22 protein-coding genes are annotated in these 23,684 nt (G+C 62.5%); 3 read left to right on the forward strand and 19 right to left on the reverse strand.

Going from position 1 to position 23,684, the window contains the following annotated elements; genetic code table 11:
* Positions 1-219 precede the first annotated feature (219 nt).
* Positions 220-1,617, forward strand: a complete 1,398-nt coding sequence (locus tag AC07N6_RS11375) for an aminotransferase-like domain-containing protein (protein ID WP_494781942.1) — start codon at positions 220-222, stop codon at positions 1,615-1,617.
* Here the strand turns inward: AC07N6_RS11375 and AC07N6_RS11380 are convergent.
* The 7 genes from AC07N6_RS11380 to AC07N6_RS11410 form a co-directional block, all read right to left on the reverse strand.
* Entirely contained in the window at positions 1,569-3,455 is a 1,887-nt protein-coding gene (locus AC07N6_RS11380; protein ID WP_494781943.1) for a methyl-accepting chemotaxis protein, read from the reverse strand. The genes AC07N6_RS11375 and AC07N6_RS11380 overlap by 49 nt on opposite strands.
* 146 nt (positions 3,456-3,601) lie before the next feature.
* Positions 3,602-4,066 (reverse strand): transposase, encoded by a 465-nt coding sequence (locus AC07N6_RS11385; protein ID WP_494781944.1) that lies wholly within the window; start codon positions 4,064-4,066, stop codon positions 3,602-3,604.
* Positions 4,059-5,096, reverse strand: a complete 1,038-nt coding sequence (locus AC07N6_RS11390; protein WP_494781945.1) for an ABC transporter ATP-binding protein — start codon at positions 5,094-5,096, stop codon at positions 4,059-4,061. The genes AC07N6_RS11385 and AC07N6_RS11390 overlap by 8 nt, the downstream gene beginning before the upstream one ends.
* A complete protein-coding gene (locus AC07N6_RS11395; RefSeq protein ID WP_494781946.1) occupies positions 5,093-6,094 on the reverse strand; it encodes an ABC transporter ATP-binding protein in 1,002 nt (333 codons plus the stop codon). The genes AC07N6_RS11390 and AC07N6_RS11395 overlap by 4 nt, the downstream gene beginning before the upstream one ends.
* A gap of 26 nt (positions 6,095-6,120) precedes the next feature.
* Positions 6,121-7,035, reverse strand: a complete 915-nt coding sequence (locus AC07N6_RS11400) for an ABC transporter permease (RefSeq protein WP_494781947.1) — start codon at positions 7,033-7,035, stop codon at positions 6,121-6,123.
* Positions 7,036-7,048: 13 nt separating this feature from the next.
* Entirely contained in the window at positions 7,049-8,023 is a 975-nt protein-coding gene (locus AC07N6_RS11405; protein ID WP_494781948.1) for an ABC transporter permease, read from the reverse strand.
* A 70-nt stretch (positions 8,024-8,093) separates the two neighbouring features.
* Entirely contained in the window at positions 8,094-9,704 is a 1,611-nt protein-coding gene (locus AC07N6_RS11410; RefSeq protein ID WP_494781949.1) for an ABC transporter substrate-binding protein, read from the reverse strand.
* 625 nt (positions 9,705-10,329) lie between these two features.
* Between AC07N6_RS11410 and AC07N6_RS11415 the strand changes: the two genes are divergently transcribed.
* Both AC07N6_RS11415 and AC07N6_RS11420 read left to right on the forward strand, forming a co-directional pair.
* Positions 10,330-10,686, forward strand: a complete 357-nt coding sequence (locus tag AC07N6_RS11415) for a hypothetical protein (protein ID WP_494781950.1) — start codon at positions 10,330-10,332, stop codon at positions 10,684-10,686.
* Between the two features lie 443 nt (positions 10,687-11,129).
* Entirely contained in the window at positions 11,130-11,909 is a 780-nt protein-coding gene (locus AC07N6_RS11420; protein WP_494781951.1) for a response regulator transcription factor, read from the forward strand.
* A 168-nt stretch (positions 11,910-12,077) separates the two neighbouring features.
* Here AC07N6_RS11420 and AC07N6_RS11425 read toward each other — a convergent pair whose 3' ends face one another.
* The 12 genes from AC07N6_RS11425 to pilO2 form a co-directional block, all read right to left on the reverse strand.
* A complete protein-coding gene (locus AC07N6_RS11425; protein WP_494781952.1) occupies positions 12,078-12,596 on the reverse strand; it encodes a phosphoribosyltransferase family protein in 519 nt (172 codons plus the stop codon).
* The gene (locus tag AC07N6_RS11430; protein ID WP_494781953.1) at positions 12,593-14,044 is read right to left on the reverse strand and encodes a hypothetical protein; all 1,452 of its coding nucleotides are present in this window, start codon (positions 14,042-14,044) and stop codon (positions 12,593-12,595) included. Before AC07N6_RS11430 ends, AC07N6_RS11425 begins: the two co-directional genes overlap by 4 nt.
* 47 nt (positions 14,045-14,091) lie before the next feature.
* Positions 14,092-14,493 carry a CesT family type III secretion system chaperone gene (locus AC07N6_RS11435; protein ID WP_494781954.1) on the reverse strand — a complete coding sequence of 134 codons (402 nt, stop codon included), beginning with the start codon at positions 14,491-14,493 and terminating at the stop codon, positions 14,092-14,094.
* 214 nt (positions 14,494-14,707) lie between these two features.
* A complete protein-coding gene (locus AC07N6_RS11440) occupies positions 14,708-15,805 on the reverse strand; it encodes a type IV pilus twitching motility protein PilT (RefSeq protein ID WP_494781955.1) in 1,098 nt (365 codons plus the stop codon).
* A gap of 386 nt (positions 15,806-16,191) precedes the next feature.
* The gene (locus tag AC07N6_RS11445) at positions 16,192-16,668 is read right to left on the reverse strand and encodes a lytic transglycosylase domain-containing protein (protein ID WP_494781956.1); all 477 of its coding nucleotides are present in this window, start codon (positions 16,666-16,668) and stop codon (positions 16,192-16,194) included.
* Positions 16,649-18,025: a shufflon system plasmid conjugative transfer pilus tip adhesin PilV gene (gene pilV, locus AC07N6_RS11450; protein WP_494781957.1), complete on the reverse strand. Its 1,377-nt coding sequence runs from the start codon at positions 18,023-18,025 to the stop codon at positions 16,649-16,651. Before pilV ends, AC07N6_RS11445 begins: the two co-directional genes overlap by 20 nt.
* A gap of 53 nt (positions 18,026-18,078) precedes the next feature.
* The gene (gene pilM, locus AC07N6_RS11455) at positions 18,079-18,576 is read right to left on the reverse strand and encodes a type IV pilus biogenesis protein PilM (protein WP_494781958.1); all 498 of its coding nucleotides are present in this window, start codon (positions 18,574-18,576) and stop codon (positions 18,079-18,081) included.
* A 73-nt stretch (positions 18,577-18,649) separates the two neighbouring features.
* Positions 18,650-19,201 carry a type 4 pilus major pilin gene (locus AC07N6_RS11460; protein ID WP_494781959.1) on the reverse strand — a complete coding sequence of 184 codons (552 nt, stop codon included), beginning with the start codon at positions 19,199-19,201 and terminating at the stop codon, positions 18,650-18,652.
* 38 nt (positions 19,202-19,239) lie between these two features.
* Entirely contained in the window at positions 19,240-20,313 is a 1,074-nt protein-coding gene (locus tag AC07N6_RS11465; RefSeq protein WP_494781960.1) for a type II secretion system F family protein, read from the reverse strand.
* Entirely contained in the window at positions 20,303-21,916 is a 1,614-nt protein-coding gene (locus AC07N6_RS11470) for a GspE/PulE family protein (RefSeq protein WP_494781961.1), read from the reverse strand. Before AC07N6_RS11470 ends, AC07N6_RS11465 begins: the two co-directional genes overlap by 11 nt.
* Positions 21,913-22,422 carry a type IV pilus biogenesis protein PilP gene (gene pilP / locus AC07N6_RS11475; RefSeq protein ID WP_494781962.1) on the reverse strand — a complete coding sequence of 170 codons (510 nt, stop codon included), beginning with the start codon at positions 22,420-22,422 and terminating at the stop codon, positions 21,913-21,915. The genes AC07N6_RS11470 and pilP overlap by 4 nt, the downstream gene beginning before the upstream one ends.
* Complete coding sequence (pilO2, locus tag AC07N6_RS11480; protein WP_494781963.1) at positions 22,412-23,677, reverse strand: type 4b pilus protein PilO2; 1,266 nt, start codon at positions 23,675-23,677, stop codon at positions 22,412-22,414. Before pilO2 ends, pilP begins: the two co-directional genes overlap by 11 nt.
* Between the last annotated feature and the right edge of the window lie 7 nt (positions 23,678-23,684).

Below are 23,684 nucleotides of genomic sequence, written 5' to 3' on the forward strand. Positions count from 1 at the left end.
CGGCTGCGAGTACAGAACTGCGCGACTGGCCTGGAAGCCCATGCGCACCTGCAATCGGTGTCCCGGCGTCGGCGCTGTCGGACACGGGCTATAGCCATCGGATTGATGCTTATTTAGAATATGACAATGCTAGTTACACTATGCATCGCAGGCGAGGTACAGATATTCATTAACTTCCGGCGTCTGTAATGACGACCGGAGAATACAGATGGGAAGAAAATGGCATTGATCCAGTTGTCTACCGCATCGAAAATTTCACTGGTGGAGCAAATCGTCGAGCGCATCAAGAATCTGGTCGACAGCGGTTCCTTGCGCTCCGGCACCAAGATGACCTCGATCAGGTTGTTCGCCCGTCAACATTTGGTCAGCGTGCACACCGTGGCCGACGCATTCGAGCGCCTGGTGGCCCTGGGTTATCTCGAATCGCGTCCGCGCAGCGGTTTCTTCGTCAAGCAATCGCGCCCGCCGGTCGACAAGCGCAATCCCACCGAAAAGTTCGCCAAGGCCTTCGATCACCTGTGGCAGATGCGTTCGCACCTGACCAACGACGAAGGCCTGCTCGATGTGACCACGGGGAAATTGCCCAAGGAATGGATGGACCCGGACATGGTGAAGGCCAGCCTGAAATCGGTGGCCTCCAAGATCGACTCGGCGATGATGCAGTACGGCGAGCCCTACGGCTATCTGCCATTGCGCACCCTGCTGCTGTCGAAACTGTCCGACCTGGGCATCTATGCCCAGCCCGACCAGGTCCTGCTGACCCAGGGCGCGTCGCAGGCAATGGACCTGATCATTCGCTATCTGCTGCGCCCGGGCGACAAGGTGCTGGTCGACGACCCGGGCTATTTCAACCTGTTCAGCAACCTGCAGATGCAGGGTATGGAGCCATTGCCGGTGCGCCGCAATCACGACGGCCCGGACCTCGACATGCTGGAAAAGATCGCGCAGCAGCACCGTCCCAGCGTCATGTTCACCCAGTCGGTGCTGCACACGCCGACCGGCTCGAGCATCTCGCCGGGCAACGCCTATCGCCTGCTGCGGCTGTCAGAGCAGTACGATTTCCGTATCGTCGAGAACGACGCCTACGCCGACATGCTGTCGGAACAGGTGCCGCGGCTGGCGACGCTGGACCAGTTGTCGCGGGTGTTCTACGTCGGCAGCTTTTCCAAGACCTTGTCGGTATCGGCGCGGGTCGGCTACGTGGCCGCGCCCGCCAACTCGATCAAGGACCTGGCCAACATGAAGATGATCACCAGCATCACCAGCGCCCAGTTGAGCGAAAAATTCGTCTTTCACGCCCTGACCGAGGGCCTGTATCGTCGCTCCACCGATCGCCTGAGGCTGCGCCTGGCCAGCAGCCTCAATGACACCGAAAACGCGCTGCGCCCGCTGGGGTTCCAGTTCTTCTGTCGCCCGCTGGGCGGCAAGTTCATCTGGATCAGGCACCCCAAGTTCGAGAGCTCGTCGGACATCTGGAAGCTGGCCGCCAATGCCGGCATCATCATCGCGCCGGGCAAGGTGTTTCGCAACGGCATGCAGGATACGCCGTGGTTCCGGCTCAATGTCTGTTACGGCACCGAGCCGGCGCTGATCGCACTGTTCAAATCGATCTGTTGAGGCGCGCGGCCGACGCGCGTGACCAGGCCCGGCGCGCGCGGCGCCGGGTCCAGCCGGAACGCCGCCACCAACTGGCTGACCCGCCCCGCCTGTTCCTTGAGGGTGATCGACGCGGCGGCGGCTTCCTCGACCAGCGCCGCATTCTGCTGGGTGGAATGTTCCAGCTCGGCCAGCGCGCCGTTGATCTGCCGGATACCGCCGCCCTGCTCGCGCATCGACTGGTCGATGTCTTGCACAATGGTCGCCACGCGCTCGATGCCCTGCACGATTTCCTGCATGTTGCGTCCGGCCGCCAGGACCTTGGCATTGCCTGACGCGACGCTCTGTTCGGAAACGGTGATGAGCGACTTGATCTCGCGGGCCGCGGTGGCGCTGCGCTGGGCCAGCGCCCGCACCTCGCTGGCCACCACCGCAAAGCCGCGCCCGTTCTCGCCGGCGCGCGCCGCCTCGACGGCGGCGTTCAGGGCAAGGATATTGGTCTGGAACGCGATGGCATCGATCACGCCGATGATGGTGGCAATATTGGTCGAGGCGCGGCAGATCTCGTCCATCGTGACCGCCATCTCGCCCATGACACCGCGCCCTTGTTCCACGCTGCCGCTCACCGAGCGCGCCAGTTGCGACGCCTGCTTGGCGTTGTCCACGCAATTCTCGAGCGCGGCTGTCATCTGTTCCAGCGAAGCCGAGGTTTCCTGCAAGCTGCTGGCGGCCGATTCGGTGCGATGCGACAGGTCGCGATTGCCGGATTCGATATCCATCGTAGCCAGCGCCACCGAAGCGCTGCCATGGCGCACTTCCTTGAGCACGTCGGCGATCTTTCCCACGAAGATATTGAACGAGGCCGCGATCTGCGCCACCTCGTCGCGTCCGACCACCGGCAACCGTTGCGACAGGTCGCCGCTGCCCGATCCTATCTCTTCGAGCGCGTCACGCACCCGCGACAGGCGGCGGAACGAGCGCGCCGTCAACATGGCGCAGATCAGTGTCGCGGCCAGCACCAGCAACAACACCGCCAGGGCGGAAGCGCGCAGCACATCGCGAATGCCGGCGCTGGCCTCGCGCTGGTCCAGCGCTATCACCAGGATCCATTCGGTATTGGGAATCGGGCGCGCGCGCAACAGCTTGGCGACGCCGCCAAAGTCGGCATCGAGCAGTTCGCCATTGCCGGCGGCGGCCAGGATCGCCTGCGGCGTCACGCCCGGCGCGAACTGGTCGACCTTCTTGAGCAATTGCTTCTCGTCGGGATGGGCAATGATGACGCCCTCCTTGTCCAGCACCATGCCCAGGCTCGACGGCGTGGGCTGGATGGCGGCGATCACGGCCCGCACCTTGTCCAGCGATACCCCACCGGCGATCACCCCTTGCGGCTTGCCGTCGCGCATGATCGGCGCGGTAAACGACACCAGCAGCAAGCCGGTGGCGGAACGGTAAGGCTTGGTGATCAATGGCTTGCCGGCGGCGATGCTTTCCTTGTACCAGGGCCTGGGCGTCGGATCGTAGTCGGCCGGCAGGCCGGGCGTGGTCGACACGAATGACTTGTCTTGCCAGCCCCCGGTGGTGAGCGAAAAACCGGCCGCGCTTATCAGGTGTTTCACCAGTCCGCGCTGGTCGCCCGGCGCCACCTCGGCCGCCACCGACTGCACCGCGGTGGCCTTGGCCAGGCTCCACTCGCCAATGGCCAGCGAGTTGGCCATGCTGAGGCTGTCCAGGCTCTGCTGGATGGAGCGCGCATTGTCGGCGCGCACCAGCAGATACGTGGCCAGCGTGGTCAATGCCAGCGATACGATTACGGTGCCGGCGCTGATGGCCAGCATTTTGCTGCGAATGGATGAGATCATACTTTTCCCGGCGACATTATTTTGCTAAATCCAGGGCGGCGCTGGCCGGCCTGCCGATAAACTCCTGCTCGTCTCCGGACCATCTTGTGCAAGCGGCATTCTGTGGATCCTTGGACATATGGCTCGTTCAGCACCCCTGCGGCCGGCTAGCGACAGGCCGATTCCCCTTCACACGCTGGCTGCTCGTCCAGCCAGCCCGACGCCTGCGGCGCCCGGATCCGGGCGCATGGATCGGTGGCCGCGCCGGCAACGACGACGATGCCGCGCATGTCGAGATGCCGCGCCATCGCTTCCAGCAGGCGCCGGCCCATGTCGCGCCGCTCCAGCCACTGGCGGAAGCTGTCCAGGCCGGCCACCGGGACGGACGCCGCCGCGCCGTTTTTTTGCTGCAAAAAATACTGTATCGACAGCGAATCGCGCATCGCCTCGACCATGGTTTCATCGGACCACCCGAACCAGTGCTGGACAAAGTAGATGCGCAAGCCCTGGCGCACATCGCACCCGGCGGTCTCGGGCGCGGCCCCGGTACAAGCCACCCGCGCCAGCATGTCCCACGGTATGGCCGCGTCCATCAGCTGCAGGAACGCCGAACGCGTTGTGGTTTCAGGCATTGAGGTGGCAGGCACTGATGTGATTTGGCGCAATGCTCTTCATCTGCGGGCGTTCCTGCTTGCAGCGCTCCATCGCATAGGGGCAACGCGGGTGGAAATGGCATCCCGACGGCGGATTCATCGGCGATGGCAGCTCCCCCTTCATCGGGCTGAACTCGCGTGGCGCCAGCGAGATGCGCGGGATTTCGGCCAGCAAGGCCTGGCTGTAGGGGTGGTTCGGCTTGGCAAACATGCGCGCCGTCGGCGCGACTTCGACAATCCGGCCCAGATACATGATCGCCACCCGGTCCGAAATATGCTCCACCACGCCCAGGTCATGGCTGATGAACAGGTAGGTCAGGCCAAGCTCCTCACGCAGCCGCATGAACAGGTTGATCACCTGCGCCTGCACCGACACGTCCAGCGCCGCCACCGATTCGTCGCACACCAGGAACTCGGGCTTGACCGCCAGCGCCCGGGCAATGCCGATGCGCTGGCGCTGGCCGCCCGAGAACTGGTGCGGATAGCGCAACAGGTAGGTCGGATCGAGCCCCACCCGCAGCATCATTTCCTCGACGTAGGGCTCCAGCTCGGACGGCTTGATCAGGCCATGCGCCAGCGGCGCCTCGCCGATGATGTCGCGCACCCGCTTGCGCGGATTGAGCGAGGCCATCGGATCCTGGAAGATCATCTGGATGGCCAGGGTCTGGCGACGCCGCTGCGATGCGTTGAGACGGTCGGTGGAAATGCCCTTCCATTCCATCGTTCCCTCGGACTTGGGATGAATGCCGGCCACCACGCGTCCCAGCGTCGATTTGCCGCAACCCGACTCCCCCACCAATCCCAGCACTTCCCCCTTGCGGATCTCCAGCGACACGTCGTCGACCGCGTGCACCGCCGGCGGATCGCCACGGCCGATCAACTTCGCCAGCGCATTATCGACCAGGTCGCGTTTGGCGGAAAAGCGCTTGGCGATCTGTTCCAGGCGCAGCAAGGGCATAGCGTCGAATTCGGCCTCGGCGAATGGGGCGACTGCTTCAGTGATGTTCATACTTTGACCTTATCGGCGTGAAAACAGCGAACCATGTGCTCCACCCCGGGTTGCGAGGAGCGGTTGATGGCTTCGGGCACCGTCGCGCAGATTTCGCTGGCGAATGCGCAGCGTGGACGGAAGGCGCAGCCTTCCGGCAGGTTGGCCGCCGACGGCGCCATTCCTGGAATCTGGTACAGCGGCTGTCCGCGCGGATTGTTGCTGGGGATGGACTTCATCAGGCCGACCGTGTAGGGATGGCGCGGCGCCGACATCACCTCGGCCACCGGGCCCGACTCGACGATGCGCCCGGCATACATCACAGCGATCTTGTCGGCCAGCCCGGAAACCAGCGACAGGTCATGCGTGATCCATACCAGCGCGGTGCCGGATTCGCGGCAGAGTTTCTTCACCTCGTACAGGATCTGCGCCTGGACCGTCACATCGAGTGCGGTGGTGGGCTCGTCGGCGATGATCAGGTCCGGCTTGTTGAGGATCGCGGTGGCGATCGCAACCCGCTGGCGCATGCCGCCGGAAAACTGGTGCGGATAGGACTTGAGCCGTTCTTCCGGCGCCGCGATGCCGACCCGCTTGAGCGCGTCATGGGCAATCCGGCGCGCCTCGACCTGGCTCAGCTCGGCGTGCGAATGCAGCGCTTCGCACATTTGCGTGTCGACCCGCAGGACCGGATTGAGGCTGGTTGCCGGATCCTGGAAGATCATCGCTATCCGATCGCCCCGCAACTGGCGCAGGCGCTCCTGCGAGACATTGACCAGGTCCTCGACCTGGCCGTCGCGGCCGTGAAAGCGGATCGATCCGCCCACGATGCGCCCGGGCGACTCGAGCAGGCCCATGATCGAATAGCCGGTGACGCTCTTGCCGGAGCCCGATTCGCCCACCAGGCCCAGGATTTCGCCGCGCTTGAGGGTCAGGCTGACGTCGTTGACCGAGCGCACGGTGCCGGCGCGGGTCTCGAACCAGGTCTGCAAGCCGCGCACTTCCAATAAGGTATCGTTCATTTTCTTGTCCTCGCCGTAGTGGCCGTTCATTTTTGCAAGCGCGGATTGAGCACGTCGCGCAAGTGGTCGCCCACCAGGTTGATCGACATGATCAGGATCAGCAGCATCAGGCCGGGAAAGAAACAGATCCAGTATTCGCCCGACAGCATGTACGAATAACCGTTGGCGATCAGCCGTCCCAGCGATGGCTCGGTAATCGGCGCGCCCACGCCCAGAAACGCCAGCGTGGCTTCCAGCGAGATCGCCGTGGCGATGTTCATGGTGGCCACCACGATGATGGGCGGAATGCAGTTCGGCAGCAGGTGGCTGAACACCACGCGGGCGTTGGACAACCCCAGGCTCTTGGCGGCCTCGATATATTCGCGCTGTTTCTCGATCAGCGCCGCGCTGCGAACGGTGCGGGCGTAGTAGGCCCACTGCACGGCGACCAGCGCGATGATCACCTTGTCCAGGCCCGAGCCCAGCAAGGCCACCAGGATCAGGGCGATCAGCATCGCCGGGAACGACAGCTGCATGTCGACGATGCGCATCAGCAAGCCGTCCAGCCAGCCGCCGAAGTACGCCGCCAGCAAGCCCAGCGTGACGCCGATGAGCAGCGCGATGCCGGTGCTCGCCAGGCCCACCGTGAGACTGATGCGCAAGCCGTAGACGATGCCGCTGTAGATATCGCGGCCCTGGTCGTCGGTCCCCAGCCAGAAGCGGTAGTCGAGCCCTTCGGCCAGCGCGCCCGGATGCATGTGGCTGTTCATCACGTCGAGCTGGTTCAGGTCATACGGATTCTGCGGGGTGATCCAGGGCGCCAGCACCGCGCCGGCGATCAACATCAGCAGCACCGCCAGGCCCGCCACCGCAATCCGGTTGCGCATGAAATCCTGTCCGATGCGCAACCAGAGCGAGGAACCCGGCTTTTTGAGCGGTTTTTCCGCCACGGATGCTTTCATCGTGATCTCCATGTCATGCCCTCCCTTTGGTGCGGATACGAGGATCGAGCAGCGAGTACGCCAGGTCGACCAGAATGTTGATGACCGAAAACATCACCATGACCACCAGCAGGTAGGCCACGATGACCGGGCGATCGAGCCGCTGGATGCTGTCGATCAGCAGCTTGCCCATGCCCGGCCAGGCGAACACGGTTTCGGTCACCACCGCGAACGCGATCAGCGAGCCGAACTCGAGGCCGATCACGGTGACGACGGGAATGGCGATGTTCTTGAGCACATGCAAGCCGATGATGCGCGACTGGCGCACGCCCTTGGCGCGGGCGAACTTGATGTAATCGTTCTGGATCACCTCGCGGGTGCCGGCCCGTGCCAGGCGGATGATCAGCGCGGTCTTGTAGAGCGACAAGGTCAGCGCCGGCAGGATCAGGTGATGCAAGCCATCCAGCGTCAAAAAGCTGACCGGCACGCCAAACAGCAGCTCGGTCTGGCCACGGCCGCCGGCGGGCATCCAGCCCAGCAGCACGGCAAAGCCCAGCACCATCATCAGGCCGATCCAGAAACCCGGCAGCGAGAAGCCCAGGATCGACATGCCCATGATGGCGCGGCTGAGCTTGCCTTCAGGCTTCAGGCCGGCCGCCATGCCCAGCGGCACGCCAGTGACCACGGCGATGAACAGCGCCAGCACGGCCAGTTCAAGCGTGGCCGGCATGCGCTGGAGGATCAGCTGGATCGCCGGCACGTTCTGGACGAACGAACTGCCCAGGTCGCCATGCAGCGCATTGGACAGGAAGCGCAGGAACTGGACATACAGCGGCTGGTTCAAGCCCAGGCTTTGACGCACCGCCTCGCGGGTGGCCTCGTCGGCGGCGGGATCGACCAGAATCTCGATCGGATCACCGATGGCATACAAGCCGACAAACAACAGCAACGCAAGCACGAACATCGCCATGAGCGAAGGAATGATGCGCTTTACAAGAAATGAAATCATCGTCGTTACCGTTCAAGGTGGCGAGTGCGCGGGGCAGGCCAGGCCTGCCCCGCGCGCCTGACTGCCGTACTTACTTGCTGCTTGGGGTGATGTTGGTCGCGCTGGTGAACTCGTCGGCGCGCGCCTCGTAGTTCAACGACTTCTTCATTGCCCACACCGCCTTCTCCGAATGCAGCGGCACTGCCGCCATTTCATCGATGGAACGCTTGCTGGCCTGGGCCAGCAGCGCCGCGCGCTTGGCGGTGTCGACCGTGACCATGGCTTCGTCGATCAGCTTGTCGAGTTCGGGATCGCTGTACTTGCCAAAGTTCGACACGCCCCAGCCGCGGTCCTTGTTCTGGGTCGCCACCAGTGCCCGCAGCGAAGACGACATTTCGCCAGTCTGCGCGCCCCACCCTGCCAGGTAGAAACCGAAGTCGTACTTGGCGCGATTGGCGAAGAAGGAACTCGACGTCATGGCATTGACGGTGACCTTGATGCCGACCCGCGACAGGTACTGCGCCACCGCCTGCGCCACTTGCGCATCGTTGACGTAACGGTCGTTGGGCGAGGCCAGCGTCACCGAGAAACCGTTCGGGTAACCGGCTTCGGCCAGCAACTTCCTGGCTTCCTCCGGCTTGTAAGGCAAGGGCGCCATCTTGGTGTCGCCGCCCTCGAAGGATTTGTCGAGCAACTGGTTGGCGGTGGCGGCAGCGCCGCCCATGATGCGCTTGACGATGGCATCGCGATCGATCGCCAGCGAGATCGCCCGGCGCACCCGGACATCCTTGAACGGGTTCTTGTTGCCGGTACCGGTCACGCCGGGCGGCACGTCGCGGAACTGGTCCATCACCAGGAAGATCGAGCGCGCCGCGATCACGTCGGCGATGCGATAGTTGGGATCGGCCTTGACCCGTGCGCTGTCCTGCGTGGGCAGGCGTTCGATGAAATCGACATCCCCCGACAGCAAGGCCGCCACGCGCGAACCGGGCGCGGCGATGGGCCGCATGATCACATTGTCCCAGCTGGGTTTCTTGCCCCAGTAGGCGTCGTTGCGCACGAACTCGATGCGGTCGCCCTTGGTAAAGCTCTTGAACTTGAACGGACCGGTACCGATAGCCGCCTTGCCGCTGTTGAAGTCGGCCGTGGTCGGCATGGGGTGCGAGATCTTGCAGCCGGCAGCGGCGAAGGTCACTTTCTCGCCTTCGATCAAGGTATCGGACAGGATGGCGATCGACGACAGTTCATTGGGCAGCAACGGGTAAGGTTCGGCGGTCTTGATGATGATGGTGTAGGGATCCGGCGCTTCCATCTCCTTGATCGCCTTGGTGTACAGGGTAAAGGGCGAGGGGCTGTTGACCACCGTCGGCACCCGGCACATGGTGAACAGGACATCGTTGGCATCGAAAGTACTGCCGTCATGGAACTTGACGTTGCGACGCAGTTTGAATTCCCACGTGGTCGGGTTGATCGCCTTGAAGGACTCGGCCAGACCGGGCTTCCATTCGAACTTAGAATTGGCGATGATGAGCGGTTCGAAGATATGCATGACGACCTGGTTGTTGGGCGTCAGGTTGTGGAAATGCGGATCCATCGCAGTGGGCTCGGCGGCCAGGCCGATCTTGATGTCGGCCGCCTGCGCACAGGAACCGAACAGGCTTGCCAGCGCAATGAGTTGAGCACCGATGATTTCTTTTTTCACTTTCTGTTTCTCCCCTGAGTTGATTCGAACGATTGCATGGTAATCAGCCGAGCCGCCATGAGGGATATACAGAAAGGCAAGAAGTAGGGACTTCTGTACTGTCCAGCACAGGGTACAGATAAGCCTGTCACAGAAGCCGCCGCAGGCGCCGCGCCGGACTGCACTGCACCATGAAAAAGCACGCCAGGGAGCCGCCGGAGACGCGCGGCAAACGATGCCTCGCAAGTCATGGCCACGCGACGCCGCACCGTTCGCACCGAAGCTCGCGCAAACCCCGCGGCGCCCCCAACCGGGCCGCAATCATTGCGCACCGCAACGATGCGATGCCTGCACCATTTGAGACTGCCTCGCGCCGCCCGTCAACGGCGCCAAAACGGGCCGAATTCTGTGTTGTTCGGGCTCGTCGGGAAGATGAAATTGCAGCGGCGAGCGAGCCGTTCCCGGCCATTTTTTTGCGTTCTTTCGCGTGACCGCGGTCGCCGCCCCGGCTGCCGACGCTGCGACAAACCGGATTGATGACCAACCAATGGAACCGCGACGACTGCCATAACACTGACAAACGCAGCCATGCTTCGGCTGCTCGGCGCACTCACACTTCGGCCAGCCCGGCCACGAAAGGACCTTCATGAAAAAGAACTTGTTCGCCGCGCTGGCCGCTTTGCTGCTGGTGCCTGCTTGCTCCACCGCGCCGCAGGTCAGCCTGATTCCCCAAGAAGATGGCGCTTATCGCACCGTGGCCTTTGCCCCGACCGAACAGCAAGCGCTCGACGGCTCGCTGGCAGTGGCCGCGTCCACCTGCCGCGATCGCCAGCAACGACATGTGGTGAACGGCGTCGATACGCGTTTTCGCGGCGCCTGGTCCAACCCGCGCGATCACAAGGATCAGGCCGAGCAGTTGGCCGCCTACGTCAGCGCGCCGACTTTTCCTTCGCTCAACGCCAATGACGACTATGAGGTGAAATTGCAGTTCAAGTGCGTCTAGCAGCGGGGCGCCGCAGGCGTCGCTTTCCGGCGACTTCGCGGTGCAATATAACAACAACATGCCGGTTGGTTTATCAACATCTCATCGGCGCCACGTTTCACCGGCCGTTATGCCTGGCGCCGCAAGATTCCCGCGCGCCTATTTGCGTTGACCACTGGGTTTTTTCTAAATATCCGGGTACATTAAGCATCCTCCGCGCGGTCGGCGCGAAGGATGCGTCACAGTCGCACAGATTCATTCCGATGTTTGACTTCGTTAGTCTTCTGTCACATCGCGCTGGAGACAATATTTAATTGGCTCGGTGCGGCGCGGAATTTTGCTCTACTATATTCTCTGCAATTCGGCTCGCGTCCCTCCCGCCGAGCAGAGAACTACCGACGACAAGCCTTCGTCGATCGGACGGCAAATCCCCGGCAGTGCCTATAACAACGACCGATGGCCCCATGAAAATTGCATGCTATATCCGCAATACGAGCGTGTTCGAACAGGTGAAGGAGGCCGTCGCGCGGGCGGGCTTTCAACCGACGCAGTTCGACTCAGAGACGATGTTGGTCCGGACTCTCAAAAGGAAACCGTACGACTTTCTCATCCTCGACATTCCCGCCAATCCCGCCGCTGGCGACAGCATCTTTTCGTGGCTGGGCATTCGTAGCGGCGATCATATTCCCAGCCTGGTACTGGCCCCGCGCCGTTCCGGCGAGCTGGTGGCGCAAATGCTCGACAGCGGGGCCGACGACTTTCTCGAACGCCCCTTCGAGGCGGTCGAGCTGGTGGCGCGCATCAATGCCCTGATGCGGCGCTGTGCGCCCAAGAACAGCAAACGCTCGATCGATTATGCCGGCTTTTCACTGAACAAGGAGAGCGCGAAATTCAGCTATCAGGGCCAACCCATCTCCCTCACGCCGCGCGAATTCAGCATGGCCTGGCTGTTTTTTTCGTCGCCGGGCGTCTACATCTCGCGCGAGACGCTGGGCACCGTCATCTGGAGCGCCGACAGCGAAATCGCCGGCCGTACGATTGAACAGCACGTCTATAAATTGCGCAAAAAGCTACAAATCGACGGCCGGCAGGTGGTCGTGATTCGCACCGCCTACAGCCAAGGCTACCGCCTCGATCCGGTTGACGAGACATTGCTGGCCGGTCCGGAAAGCATGGCGGACAGCGACGCCGCCCTCGAGGATTTTTTGGATGAACCCGGCGCCGCGCCCCTGCGGCACATGTAATTTTCGTTGTTCAGGCAGTTCCCTCCGCAGCCAGTTCCTGGCGCCCTACCCGAGCTTTAACTGCATTATGTTTATGAATTAAATTTCATAAATGAATTGTCCGTTGCGTTCTCTCTTTCCTTGCCCTGTTTCAAACGACGCTCTTTCCAGGCATTGACGGCGCCCCGTTCACGCTGCCATCTGCTGCGGGTCTCGCGGCATTTCAGTCTCTGGCTGGTATTCCCAGGGCCAACGCAAATAGGTGTCGGCCGCCATCTCCATCGAAAAATCGGGCCGGTACATGTCAGGCCCGGCGCACCGGTAGACGCTGAAGGTGCCGACCGCGTTATCCAACGCCCGGCAGTAGCCGGCGGCCCGCTCGAACGTCCAGCCGCTGCCGCACACGTCGTCCACCAGCAGGATGCGGCGGCCCCTGGGCGCGCGGGCCTCGCCGTCCAGAAAATGCGGCTGCGGGTTGCGCCGGTTGCAGACCAGGTAATCGATCGGCAAGCCGGTGTTGCGCCCAATGAGCGACGCCACCGGCGCTCCGGCCCGGAGCACCGCCACCAGCAGGTCGTAGCGCGCGGCGATCTCGGCCTGGTGCTGTTGCACCATGGCCTCGATCTCATGCCAGCGCACATGACGGGTACATTCAAAATCCATCCAGGCCGGCGGCTGCGATTGCGTCAAGTCGAGCATGATGGTCATGGCGTCTCTTCGTCATCGCGCGGCGTGGGCCTTGGCTGCCAAGGCAGGTCGGCATGCACCCGCCGCTGGGTCGGGAACGATTCGTCCAGCATTTCTCCCACCCTTGGTTCTTTCAGGACCCTGATCAACGCCCCCTGCAGCAAGGCACGGCGTGCCACATACTTATGGCCGGCCTTGTCATAGGCAATCGCACTCTGCTCCATCTTCCGCATGGAAGCGGCATTCTGCTCATCGCTGTTGATCCCATGTAGCTTGACCGCAGCCAATAACATATCGCCACCGGCCTTGCGCAAGTCGCGTTTGTTGCGCAGATTGCTGGCGGCCAAGGCGAAACGGGCCATGCGTCCTGACTGGCGCTGCGCGCCCGGTTCGGCATCGGGCCGCTCGATGCTGCCGGTCGTGCTGGAACCGGTCGACTGCGGCTCCAACGTCGCCGCTGCCGGCTCGGCATCAGGCTGCTGGCGGAGCCGATTGATACGGCGCTCCCAGGAGCGCGTCTGCGGAGGCGCCGTGCCGTCCGCAGACGCGCGAACCACATAACTGGGTTGATCCGGGTTGTCGCTGGGCGCGAGCCTGGCACGAGCCGACTTGACCTGTTCCTCCACTACATCGCGATAGGCCTGCCTGAGCACTTCATTTCCCTTCAGGGAAGCCTGCAACATGGTGCGCTTCTGTTCGCTACGCGCCGCCCGTACGTCCATGCGCGCCCGACCGCCCGCGTCCAGGTGCTTGCTCTCGATCAGGCTGCCCGCCACTGCCCCCTTGACGGACAAGGCCGCGCCCTGGATCCCTACCAGCGCGTGCTGCAGCGTGCTGAGAGTGCGGCTGGCGGCGCCGCTTGCGCCGCGATCATAAGCGGCACTGACCTGATTGGCGACATAGCTGGCCAACCGGGGCGGCCCATCGGAATGCACTTTGATGCGGTGGTTGTCGTTGATGTCGCTCAGATACCAGCTTTTAACGCTCTCGGTCTTGGCATCGCCCAAGCCCGTCAGGGGAACATAGTCTTTCTGCTTCAGATGCGACTGCAAGGATGCGTCGAACTCGCTCACAGTTTGCTGCAGGCGGCCGTCCCTGGCTTTCTCGCCGATGGCCAGTTTTTTGTCCAGGCGAAACGCGTTGTGCTCGCGCTGCTCCACGCGCTGGCGCTGGCTGTTCAGGGCGGCTGCGTCAGGCCGTTCTTCGGCCCCGGTCATTTTTTCGAGCTTGCCGCGGGCGCTGTCCAGCCGTCGCTGGTTCCATGACTTGCGGATCGACAGGTCCAGGCCGCGCACCGCGTTGACCATGCCGGCCGTGCGCGGCATGTGGTGGCGCGCCAGCATGTTGGTGATCTTGTTGTTGGGACTTGGGTTAAAGGTCGAGCGCAGCGCAGTGCCGGTCTTGCTGGCGTCGTCGGCGTGATGGAAATAGCCCGGGGAATTGACGGGCTTGTTATCGATGGGACCCATGATGGCTCCTGGTTGGATTCGGCTGGCTGGAGGCGTTGGCGGTATGCTCAAACGTCCAGGAAATGGTCGGTGCGCCAATCCCTGGCCTGTTCGGCCAGGTTGAGCAGGATAGTCATCAGTTCGGGCGCACGCAGCTCGTTGAGCCGGCACTGGTAGCCGAACGTCACGCGCTGGTCCGGCCCCAGCATGAAGGCGGGCGAATTGGCCGCGTAGATCAGCATGTTGGTTTCGAGCAGGGCCTGGTAGGCGTCCAGCAGGCGCTCCTGGGGAGGCGCGCCGAAATCGCAATAGACGATGAGGTGATCGGGCGAGAACTCTTCATCGTACTGGACGAAAAAATCGATGCCATCGACTTCGATGGCGTTACCTTGCACCATCAGTTCTGGCTGATCGATATTGGCGATCGCGCAGAAGTCATTAGTCAATTCAATAAAGCGGCTTCTGGACATGGGTTCCTCTTGTTATGGTTCCTCCATGGGTGCCCGGTGCGGCAAGTGTGGTTCCTGACATTGAATATCGTTGAAAGAAAATTCTTGCCCCGGAACGCAGGAGCAGATGGCCGCGCGCCCTCCCATCCCGGTTGCCCCCTCGGGATACGGAAGGCATAAAAAAAAGCGACCTTCATTCGAAGGTCGCTTCCGGGCATGACGCCGCGTACGCCGGCTAGCGCTTGGCGCTGTTGAGCATTTCATGCAGTTCCAGGCGGTTGTAGGCCACCCGCAGCGCGTCGCGCGCCGATACGCTCTTCTTGTGCACCAGTTGCAACAGCACTTCGTTGAGGCTGCGCGACATGTTGTCTTCCTTGCGCTTCATGAAGTCATTGATCATGTGCAGCTTGGCCGGATCATTGATGTAGGCGGCGATCTGCTGGTTGTTGTTGAACACCATTTCACTGGCCATCACATGATGTTCACCGTCTTCGGACGGCAACAGGCTCTGGAAGATCACCCCCACCAGACTCTCGGCCAGCGTGGCGGCGCGCTGGGCGCGCTGGTCTTGCGGGAAGAACCCCAGCAGCTTGGTAATGGCGCGCACGGCGCTGCTGGTATGCAGCGTAGCCAGCACCAGGTGGCCCGATTCGCCGGCGTGCAATACGGTGTCGGCGGTATCGAAATCACGGATCTCGCCGACCATCAGCACGTCCGGCTTTTGCCGCAACGCCTCGCGCAAACCTGACGAAAAGCTTTCAGTGTCGGTCGGAACCTCTTTTTGCGAAATCAGCGACTGCTTGCGTTTCAGCTCGTATTCGATCGGCTCTTCGATGGTGATGATGTGACCGTGCCGGGTCGAATTGATGTAATCGAGCATCGACGCGATGGTGGTGGTCTTGCCGGCGCCCGTGGGCCCGGTCACCAGGATGATGCCCTTGGTCGCTTCGAGCACCGTCTTTACGTAACTTGGCAAGCCGGTGCGCTCCAGCGCCAGCGGCTCGAGCGGAAAGCGGCGAATCGAGACGGCGACCTTGCTGCCGCGCCCCATGCGGTAGATATTGCAGCGCAAGCGCCATTCACCCAGCACGAACGGGCAGTCCAGCGCGCCATCGATGATCTTGTCTTCCCAGTCTTCATCAATGGCCGCCAGCAACGGCGCCAGGTTTTCGATCGACACCGGCATATCGTGCACCGGCTGCCAGCCGCGCGGCGTCTTGAGCATCAGCGGCTGGTCTTGCTCGATATGAATGTCCGAGAAAGTCTGCGTAGAGTTGACGAGCGCGAGCAATTCCCGTTGGAGATCGCGTGCGTGGAAATGGTCATTTGACATTCGGCCACCTGATTTTTGTAAAGCACTTTTTAGTCTTGATGGAAGAGCGACGGACTGCTGCCTGCTGCTTTCCCCGACATGTTTGACCGCCGCGACCCCGGGCTGTGCAAGGATTTGACCGCTCACCAAAGGTGCTTTCCATGATCGGTCCGACAACTGACATCATGAAAGGGGAGTCTACTATACCTGCTCGCGCCGTCGCAATTGTTCGCAAAAACTAATATTCTATGCGCACACAACGGTATTCCACCTGCAGAGTCTGAACTTGCCAATTGAGCGAAATATCGTAGGCCGAGCGAAAATTCAATCGAAGGATGCATGCCGCCTCCTTTTCACGTTTAAATCATTTGCGCTTGGGGTTCAAGCGCGGCTCGGGCCCATTATCGTTATCTGGACGCCTGCGCCAGTATCTCCTGGGGTATGTTCTTGTATACCTTCTGGGCATACTTGATACGCAGTTGCGGATTACGCGCGTTGTAAGCGCCTACCGCCTCCCAGGTCAGGCCCATGCGCGCCATGTTCTGGGCCAGGATCCAGGCTCCCACCTGCAGATTCACGCAGGGATCCTTCAATTGTTCTTCGGTAACGCCATACTTGCTCAGTGTTGGCAGCCAGCTGCTGTTGATTTGCATCATGCCGATATCGTAGCTGCCATTCTTGTTCTTGTTCATGGCATTGGGGTTCAGGTTGGATTCGGTCTTGGCGATCGCGTACAGCAGGTGCACATTGACGCCATACCACGAAGCCACTTCATTCCAGCAGGCCAGCGCCGGCGCGCATGCCAGGCAGGCCAGGATCAGGGCGGCGGTCTGCAGCAGCAGGCGCGCCAGCCAGCGATTGGTTTCACGGGGAATAGGTTCCATTTGCGTATCTCATTGTCTTGTCTGCGCCGCAAATAAGCGGCCGGTAGTTACTGTCCATGACGATTGTCCCGAACGGATACACGATGTGGGTCGTGTTTTCCCAGGCGTCATAAGTCGCATAGTTGCAAGCCGCACCGGCGACAAAGGTATTGATGCCGACGGTGAAAGCCGGCGACGATGTCCAGCGATTGACTTGCAACCCCTCGGTAACCACGTTGTGGGCGACATAGACGTCCTTTGCATTGACCGCGCGCGCGGCGTTGACGTCCAGGTCGGCCGAAACGGAGTTACTTGTACTAATGTCGCCAGTGGCATGAATAGTTCCAGCGGCCACGATATTTTGCGAGACGGTGACATTGCTGGCGGTGACATCGCCGGTGGTGACGTCGCCGGCGGTCAGGGTGCCGGGTACGTTCATGTTGCCGCTCTGGTCCACTGCCAGCGCGACCCAGTTCGCGCCGTTGTAGGTGAAGGCGCGCGACAGGCCCCTGACCATGCGCACGTCGCCTGCCGTGTTGCCGGAAGCGGGAAGATTGGCGTAGTTCTGCACCGGGTCTTTCCACTGCGAGGGCGAACTCCATACGTTGTTCGTGCCGCAGACCAGCAGGCCGCGCGTGGTGGAGTCGATGGCGACCGCGGCCCGGTTCACGCCATCCGCATCGAGGCAGCTGGCGCCCGAGCTCACCAGCGCCACGTCCGCCATGCGGATCGGCGTGTTCATCCGGTTCAGCTCAGGCCGCCCCGGGATGGCGTTGCGATAGAGATAATCGGCGGAAGACTGCCCCGGCCCGTCAAAAAAAAGATTGGATGCCAGGTGGCCGCCGTCGCTGGCATTGCCGCTCAGGTTGGCGCCTCCGCTGCAGGTGGTCGTCCGATAAGAGGTCGTGCTGCTGCTCCAGTTGCTGCCCTTGGCGTTGTTGAAGTCGGAGGTGCTGATATAGCCGCCGTTGGGTCCGGCGTTGGCGGCAATCACGGGCAGCACTTTCTCGGGAATCTGGTCGCCGCCGGTAGTGACCACCAGCGCATCGAACTTGCCCGGGTTGCCGCCGGGATCGGGCTGGCGGATCAGCACGCACGGCGTCTGGCCATAGACATTCTTGGCGGCAGTCCCGTCGGACAGGAATTTCCCGGTCTTGAGTTGCGCCACGCCTACCGCCAGCAACGATCCCGCTGCCGGCAATGAAGTCGTCAGCGTGGCGGCATTGGCCGCGATGTATTTTTGCCCGGCGGCCACGATCTGCGACTGGTAATAGGACGCCTGCTGGCCCTTGGTGTCTTCCAGCGAGGTATCCATCATGCTGGACAGGCTCATCACGAGGATGGCGCCGATGGCGAGCGCGCCGAGGATTTCGAGCATCGCAATACCGCTTTGGCGACGCATGGCAGAAGGAGGACGGGTCGGCATCATGTTCATTTGATCATTGCGATCCACACCGGCGCACCGTTGGGAATCGACATGGCGGAAATGGCGGAGGTCGGGATATTGGTGTTGCCGGCTGCCGGCGACTGCAGTTTGTTGGTAGTGCTGTCATAGACGCCGAACAAGACCGAGTTCTGCGCCAGGCCGGCCAGTTCGGCGACCAGGTTACGGTCCGGCAGCGTCGTGGTGTAGATGTAGATGATACCGGCGGCGTCGCGGTAATTGCTCCATGCCAGCGGCGTGCTCTGCTGGTACAGGCGGCTCCACGACGGCAGGTAGCCGCCGCTCTTGAGGGTGGCCGTGGTGACGACGCCCGGGCTTGAATCATGCGCGGTGAAATAATTGATGACGGCGTTGCGATAGAGGCCCATCTCGGCTGCCGTGCTGGCGGCCAGGCTGGCCTGGACGCCATCCAGCGTCCGCGAGTTTTTGGTCGCATATACACCGGCCACCGCGATCAGGATGGCCACTACTGCAGCGTTCCACATGGGGGAGCCCTCCGTCAGGTCGGGCCGGCGGGTGCAACTGCGCCCGCCGGCGCATTGGTCACAGCCGCGGCAATCAGCTCGATGTGTAGACGATGGAATTACTGGTTAGCGTGCAATTTGCAGTGGCATTGGTGGCCGTAGCAGGGAAAGCGGTAATTGCCGTTCCTCCATTGATCGCCACATTCACCCAACCGTTGGCGCCTGAAATCATGCTGACGCACACGTCCTGTGGCACAGAGGGATAGGTAATCGTAAAACCGTTGGCGACGCCGACAATGCCGACCGTACCGCCCCAGCTGTTCTTGAGATCAGTGCCATCAGCGGCCAACGTACCTGGGGCCGCCTTGGCAGTCTGCAACATGGCCGGAATACCGGTAGTCGGGTAAGTCTGCCCCATGTACAACTTGCGTACCGCGGTACGCAAACCGATCACTTCTTCATTGGCCTGGTTCGACTTAGCGCTGCTGAAGGCGCCGGTCAGCAGCGAGATCGCGCCCATCACCACGATGGCGGCGATGCCCAGGTAGGCGATGCCTTCCAGCAGCGATGCGCCTTGCTGGCGGGCGACCTTGCTGTTGGAGCGAATTTCCCTGGCGTGTGAACCACTCATTTTTTCGACGTGCATGATTGACCCCTGTGTAAGAAAGAACTGCGTTAAGACCATCAATGAGCGCGGGCAAGTGCCGCAATTTCCTGCTGAATCCCGAAGAACCCGATCACCAGCCAGCCGATGACCACCGCCATGGTGACCACCGCCAGTCCGTTGACCAGCTTCATGCGCAGGGAAATGATTTCCACCCCCTGCTCCATCCATTCATCCGCCAACAGCTGCAAGGCGTCGGCGAATCCCTTGTACTCCGCATAGACGCAGAGATCGTCGATCACCTCCTTCGATGGAAACTGATATCCCGTATTGCGCAGCGCTTCGCCACAGTTCAGGCCCGAACGCACCCCCAGCAAAGCGCCGTCCAAGCGTTCGCGCAACCAGGGCTGGGCGCCGCTGGACAAGCGCATCAGCGCCTTTTCCACTGTCACGCCGGCGCCTTGCAGGGCCGAGAACGCCAGCAGGAAACCGCTGCCCACCATCAGGCGATAGATCGAATACGGCGGCGCGCGATCGGCCCAGATGCGCAGGCTGCCGCGCCAGCGCGGCATCGACACGAACAGGATCGCCAGCGCCACGGCGATGCCCAACAGCGTCCATCCCATCCAGTGCTGTACCCACAGCGACATCAGGTACAGCGAGCGCGCCGCCCCCTGCCACTTGTTGGGATCCATCATGGTCGTGAATTGCGGAATGACCTTGGCCCCGAACAGGTAGATATACGACAGCACCAGGCCCAGGATCGCCAGCGGATAAGCCATGCCGCCCACGATCACCGCGTTGATCTTCTTGCGCGCCTGGACCACGTTGACCACCGAGATCAGGGTCGATTCCAGCTTGCCGGACTGCTCGCCGGCCATCAGGATCATCTGTTCCGACTTCGGCACCCAGCCGTCCAGCGCTTCCGACAGCAGCCGTCCGTTCTGCACGCTGCGGCGGCAATCATCGAGGATGATGGCCAGCGGCTCCTTGGGCTTCTTGCCGTTATGCGATTCACGGTCGCGCAGTTCTTCCAGCACCTTCAATAGCGGCAAGCCGTTGCTGAGCATCTTGGACATCTTGCGATACAGCCGCAGCCGCGCCGTGTCGGTAAATTGCGCCCTGGCCCACAGGCGGTTGATATCAGGTAGCACTGCGTCCCTCCACCACGGTCAGAAAGGGCAACACCGGTGCGTGCTCATAGACCAGGTGGCCCACTACCCGCTCGGCCATGCGCGGATCGAGTTCGCCCCGCGCCACTTTCTCGATGGCGTGCTCCAGCATGGTCCTGCCGCCCAGTTCGTTGACCCAGTACTTCAGCGCCTCGGTCTTCTCTCCCTGGCGCACCAGCCGGAAGAAATGGTCGTCCGGGATGATGATCTCGGCCACCACCGAACGTCCCACCGTGCCCTGCCCCTTGCATTCATCGCAACCAGGCCCGGTCACGCAAACGCCTTCCAGGCTGGCCGACACCGCCTGGCGCACCCGTGCCAGCATGGCCGGCGGCAACGCTTCGGGATGCTTCGCCAGCGGCTGCCGGCAGCATTGGCACAGCTTCTTGACCAGGCGCTGGCTGATCAGACCGGTCACCACATGGTGGTCGGCCACCAGGCTGGCCGGCAAACCCAGGTCCAGCAGGCGGTCGACGATGGCCAGGGCGCTGTTGGCGTGCACCGTGGTCCACACCTGGTGGCCGGTCATCGAAGCGCGCAGCGCGTTCTGCGCGGTGGCGCGGTCGCGCACTTCGCCGATCATGATGGTGTCGGGGTCCAGCCGCATGGCATTGGAAATGGCGGCGGCAAAGGCGCGCGAGCGTTCTTCTTCGCTGCCGGCATTGGTCACCGCCGTCTGCACCGCGCCTTCGATCGGGTATTCGACCGGATCCTCGATGGTCAGTACGTGCAGCTTGCCTTCGGCTTCGATGATCTCGCCGGTCAGCACCCGCTGCAGCGTGGTCGACTTGCCCGAGCCGGTGGGGCCGCTGATGATGTTCAGGCCGACCGGTTGCTCCTTCAACTTTTGCAGCGCGGCGGCGTGGGCTTCGGAAAAGCCCAGCGGCCGCAAATCGATGTTGTCGCCGGCATCGTTATAGAGCAGGCGCATCACCATCACCGAGCCTTCGCTGGTGGGCACGGTGGCAATGCGCACGCCGTACAGCGCCGGCGGCAGCTTGTCGCGGTCCGCGATGGCGGCGTCCTGGCGCTCGGTGGGCTTGTAGGAGCTGTCCGAGACCGAGGTCATGGCGCCATACAGGGTAGCCAGCAGGCGCTCGCCGTATTCGCGGGTCTGGCCGCCGACCGGCACCAGGTCGTTGTGGATGCGAAAGTAGATCTCGGTGCAGTTCTTGCGTACCCGGAGATGGATATCGGAGGCGCGCGAACGGCAAGCCTTGTTGAGCAGGTCCTTGGCGGTGACCTGCATCATGGTGTGTTCCTGGTGGCGCTCCTCGGGCAACACGCCGCCGATGCGGTTGATGCGGTAGATCACCTCGACTCCGCTCGACTCCACCTGATACGGCTGCCCCAGGCGCTCCAGCCGCCCCTGGTAGGACATGACATGCGGATTGAGCTCTTGCCCGGCCACGACCAGCAGACGGCCGTCGCCCAACAGGCACAGCAGCTTGCGCTCTTCCTGGCTGGCCTCGAACAGGCCGCTGTGGCTCAGCACCAGCAGGCCGTCGAAGCGCGGCACGTCGTCATGGGCGCCGGCGGACGCGCCTTGCGGCTGCTCGCGGCGTCGTGGCAGGCGCAGTTTCATCTTGCCGCTCCTCGGGCAACCGGGGATACGCCCGGACCGGGAAAATTCGGATTGAATCCGGTCAGCGCCGGCGCATAGGCGCCCAGGCGGAACTGGCGTCCCTTGCTGGAGGCCAGTACCTCGCGCGGGTGCACCGCGACGATCTTCATGCCGCCGGGCAGGGTATCGCCCTGCTGCACATCGACCATGCTGCCATCGCTCAATTGCAGGGTGGCATACATGCGCCCGCCAATGCCTTCGATGGCGCGCACCACCGGGTCGCCCACCACCTCGGGCTGGTTCAGCGCCGCCGTCACGCTTTGCCGGGCAGCGATCTCGTTTTGCCTGGTGACGATGCTGGCCTGCACTTCAAGCTGCTTTTCGCGCGCCTTCAAGACCATGGTCTCGGCCTCGATCCGGGTCAGGCTCTCGGAGGTGCTCTCGGCGTGGGCGGGAGACGCCGTCCAAGCGGCCACGACCAGCATTGCGGCAGCGGTCCTGAGTGCAATAACGGTCTTATTTCGCATATATCGTTCCCTCCATGATCCACTGGGATCCTTGATAAACCACCTTGTCGACCCGCACACCCGGCCGGTTGAGAATCTCGGCGATCTCCAGCGGCTCCATGCCGCCGGCGACGAGCTTGAAAAGGTAACTGCGCCAGTTGGGCTGCCACTGCTGGTCGCCCGCATTCAATTGCGGCGGCGGCGCGGTCGTGACCTTGATCGGCACCCCTATCATCTGCAGCCGCGACAGCAACGGCTCGAGCGTCTTGCGGCTGTCCTGCAATTCTTCGTTCTGCGGCGCCGGCAATTTCAGCGGGCGCACGTAGCTGGCACGCTCTCCCGTCGCTTCCACGGCGGCATCCGGCATCTGCTCGCGCAGCATGGCCACGGTCGACATGCCCCGGCCCCATGCATAGGTCTGCGCCTCCTGGGTGCAGGTATAGGACTCCAGCACCCAGCCGCCTGCCGTGGGATGGGTGAACTGTTTCTGGCAGTTCTGCACCAGGCTCACCGGCGAGACCTTCTTGGCCCAGGGGCGCGCGGCCACCGAGGCTTCGCGCGCCAATCTTTCGCGCACCTGCTGCATGGCGATCTCGCGTTCGCGCTCTTCCTTCTTCTGCTGGTAGATCTTCCATCCGTAGGTGCCGCCCAGCGCCACGGCGCCGATCACGGTGGCGGCGGCGGCCATCGGCACCCAACTGGGGCGGCCGCCGATCTGGCGCATGCCCCACCACTTGTGGATGCGGATGCTGCCGTCCGACCGCTGCGGGATGAAGCTCTTGATGTCGCGCGGCTGGAAGTTGTGGAAGCCGAACGAGCGCAACTCGTCCTCGCCCAGCACCACGTTCCAGCCGCCCAGCGCGTAATCGTTGTGCAAGCGGTCGAGCACCTCTTCCTTGGTGCCGGCAAAGTCGCCGTTGGGCAGGAAGTTGGCGTCGCGCACCGCGAAGTAGACCCAGTGGTCGTCGGGCAGCTTGAAGGCGCCCAGCCAGTTGTGCACCGGTTGCTGCTCGCCGTCGTAGAACGCGCCTTCGATGGCCAGCGTCTTCGATACCACTGCGGCCAGCGAATACATGCCGCGCTTGATGCCGTCCCTGGTCTGGGCAAAACCGGCCTGGGCCGTGGTGTGGTCCATGCGGACCACCATCAGGTCGGAATCGATCCGGCGTCCCAGTTCGGCGGCTTCACGGTTGAGTTCGCGCGGCTTGGACAGCGACTGCCAGAACAAGCCGCAAACGAACTTGTGCTTCTCTAGGGTGGTGATATAGCCGGCCATGTCATCT

The sequence above is a fragment of the Herbaspirillum sp. GW821-FHT09A12 genome (assembly GCF_059418325.1).

What these genes read in the sequence shown, in the direction of transcription:
- AC07N6_RS11380 (WP_494781943.1), bottom strand. Translation starts at nt 3,455, where the DNA reads ATGATCTCATCCATTCGCAGCAAAATGCTGGCCATCAGCGCCGGCACC.
- AC07N6_RS11400 (WP_494781947.1), bottom strand. Translation starts at nt 7,035, where the DNA reads ATGAAAGCATCCGTGGCGGAAAAACCGCTCAAAAAGCCGGGTTCCTCG.
- AC07N6_RS11420 (WP_494781951.1), top strand. Translation starts at nt 11,130, where the DNA reads ATGAAAATTGCATGCTATATCCGCAATACGAGCGTGTTCGAACAGGTG.
- AC07N6_RS11375 (WP_494781942.1), top strand. Translation starts at nt 220, where the DNA reads ATGGCATTGATCCAGTTGTCTACCGCATCGAAAATTTCACTGGTGGAG.
- AC07N6_RS11435 (WP_494781954.1), bottom strand. Translation starts at nt 14,493, where the DNA reads ATGTCCAGAAGCCGCTTTATTGAATTGACTAATGACTTCTGCGCGATC.
- AC07N6_RS11425 (WP_494781952.1), bottom strand. Translation starts at nt 12,596, where the DNA reads ATGACCATCATGCTCGACTTGACGCAATCGCAGCCGCCGGCCTGGATG.
- pilM (WP_494781958.1), bottom strand. Translation starts at nt 18,576, where the DNA reads ATGTGGAACGCTGCAGTAGTGGCCATCCTGATCGCGGTGGCCGGTGTA.
- AC07N6_RS11395 (WP_494781946.1), bottom strand. Translation starts at nt 6,094, where the DNA reads ATGAACGATACCTTATTGGAAGTGCGCGGCTTGCAGACCTGGTTCGAG.
- AC07N6_RS11470 (WP_494781961.1), bottom strand. Translation starts at nt 21,916, where the DNA reads ATGAAACTGCGCCTGCCACGACGCCGCGAGCAGCCGCAAGGCGCGTCC.
- AC07N6_RS11390 (WP_494781945.1), bottom strand. Translation starts at nt 5,096, where the DNA reads ATGAACATCACTGAAGCAGTCGCCCCATTCGCCGAGGCCGAATTCGAC.
- AC07N6_RS11415 (WP_494781950.1), top strand. Translation starts at nt 10,330, where the DNA reads ATGAAAAAGAACTTGTTCGCCGCGCTGGCCGCTTTGCTGCTGGTGCCT.
- AC07N6_RS11385 (WP_494781944.1), bottom strand. Translation starts at nt 4,066, where the DNA reads ATGCCTGAAACCACAACGCGTTCGGCGTTCCTGCAGCTGATGGACGCG.
- AC07N6_RS11460 (WP_494781959.1), bottom strand. Translation starts at nt 19,201, where the DNA reads ATGCACGTCGAAAAAATGAGTGGTTCACACGCCAGGGAAATTCGCTCC.
- pilO2 (WP_494781963.1), bottom strand. Translation starts at nt 23,677, where the DNA reads ATGGCCGGCTATATCACCACCCTAGAGAAGCACAAGTTCGTTTGCGGC.
- pilV (WP_494781957.1), bottom strand. Translation starts at nt 18,025, where the DNA reads ATGCTCGAAATCCTCGGCGCGCTCGCCATCGGCGCCATCCTCGTGATG.
- AC07N6_RS11430 (WP_494781953.1), bottom strand. Translation starts at nt 14,044, where the DNA reads ATGGGTCCCATCGATAACAAGCCCGTCAATTCCCCGGGCTATTTCCAT.
- AC07N6_RS11445 (WP_494781956.1), bottom strand. Translation starts at nt 16,668, where the DNA reads ATGGAACCTATTCCCCGTGAAACCAATCGCTGGCTGGCGCGCCTGCTG.
- AC07N6_RS11405 (WP_494781948.1), bottom strand. Translation starts at nt 8,023, where the DNA reads ATGATTTCATTTCTTGTAAAGCGCATCATTCCTTCGCTCATGGCGATG.
- pilP (WP_494781962.1), bottom strand. Translation starts at nt 22,422, where the DNA reads ATGCGAAATAAGACCGTTATTGCACTCAGGACCGCTGCCGCAATGCTG.
- AC07N6_RS11440 (WP_494781955.1), bottom strand. Translation starts at nt 15,805, where the DNA reads ATGTCAAATGACCATTTCCACGCACGCGATCTCCAACGGGAATTGCTC.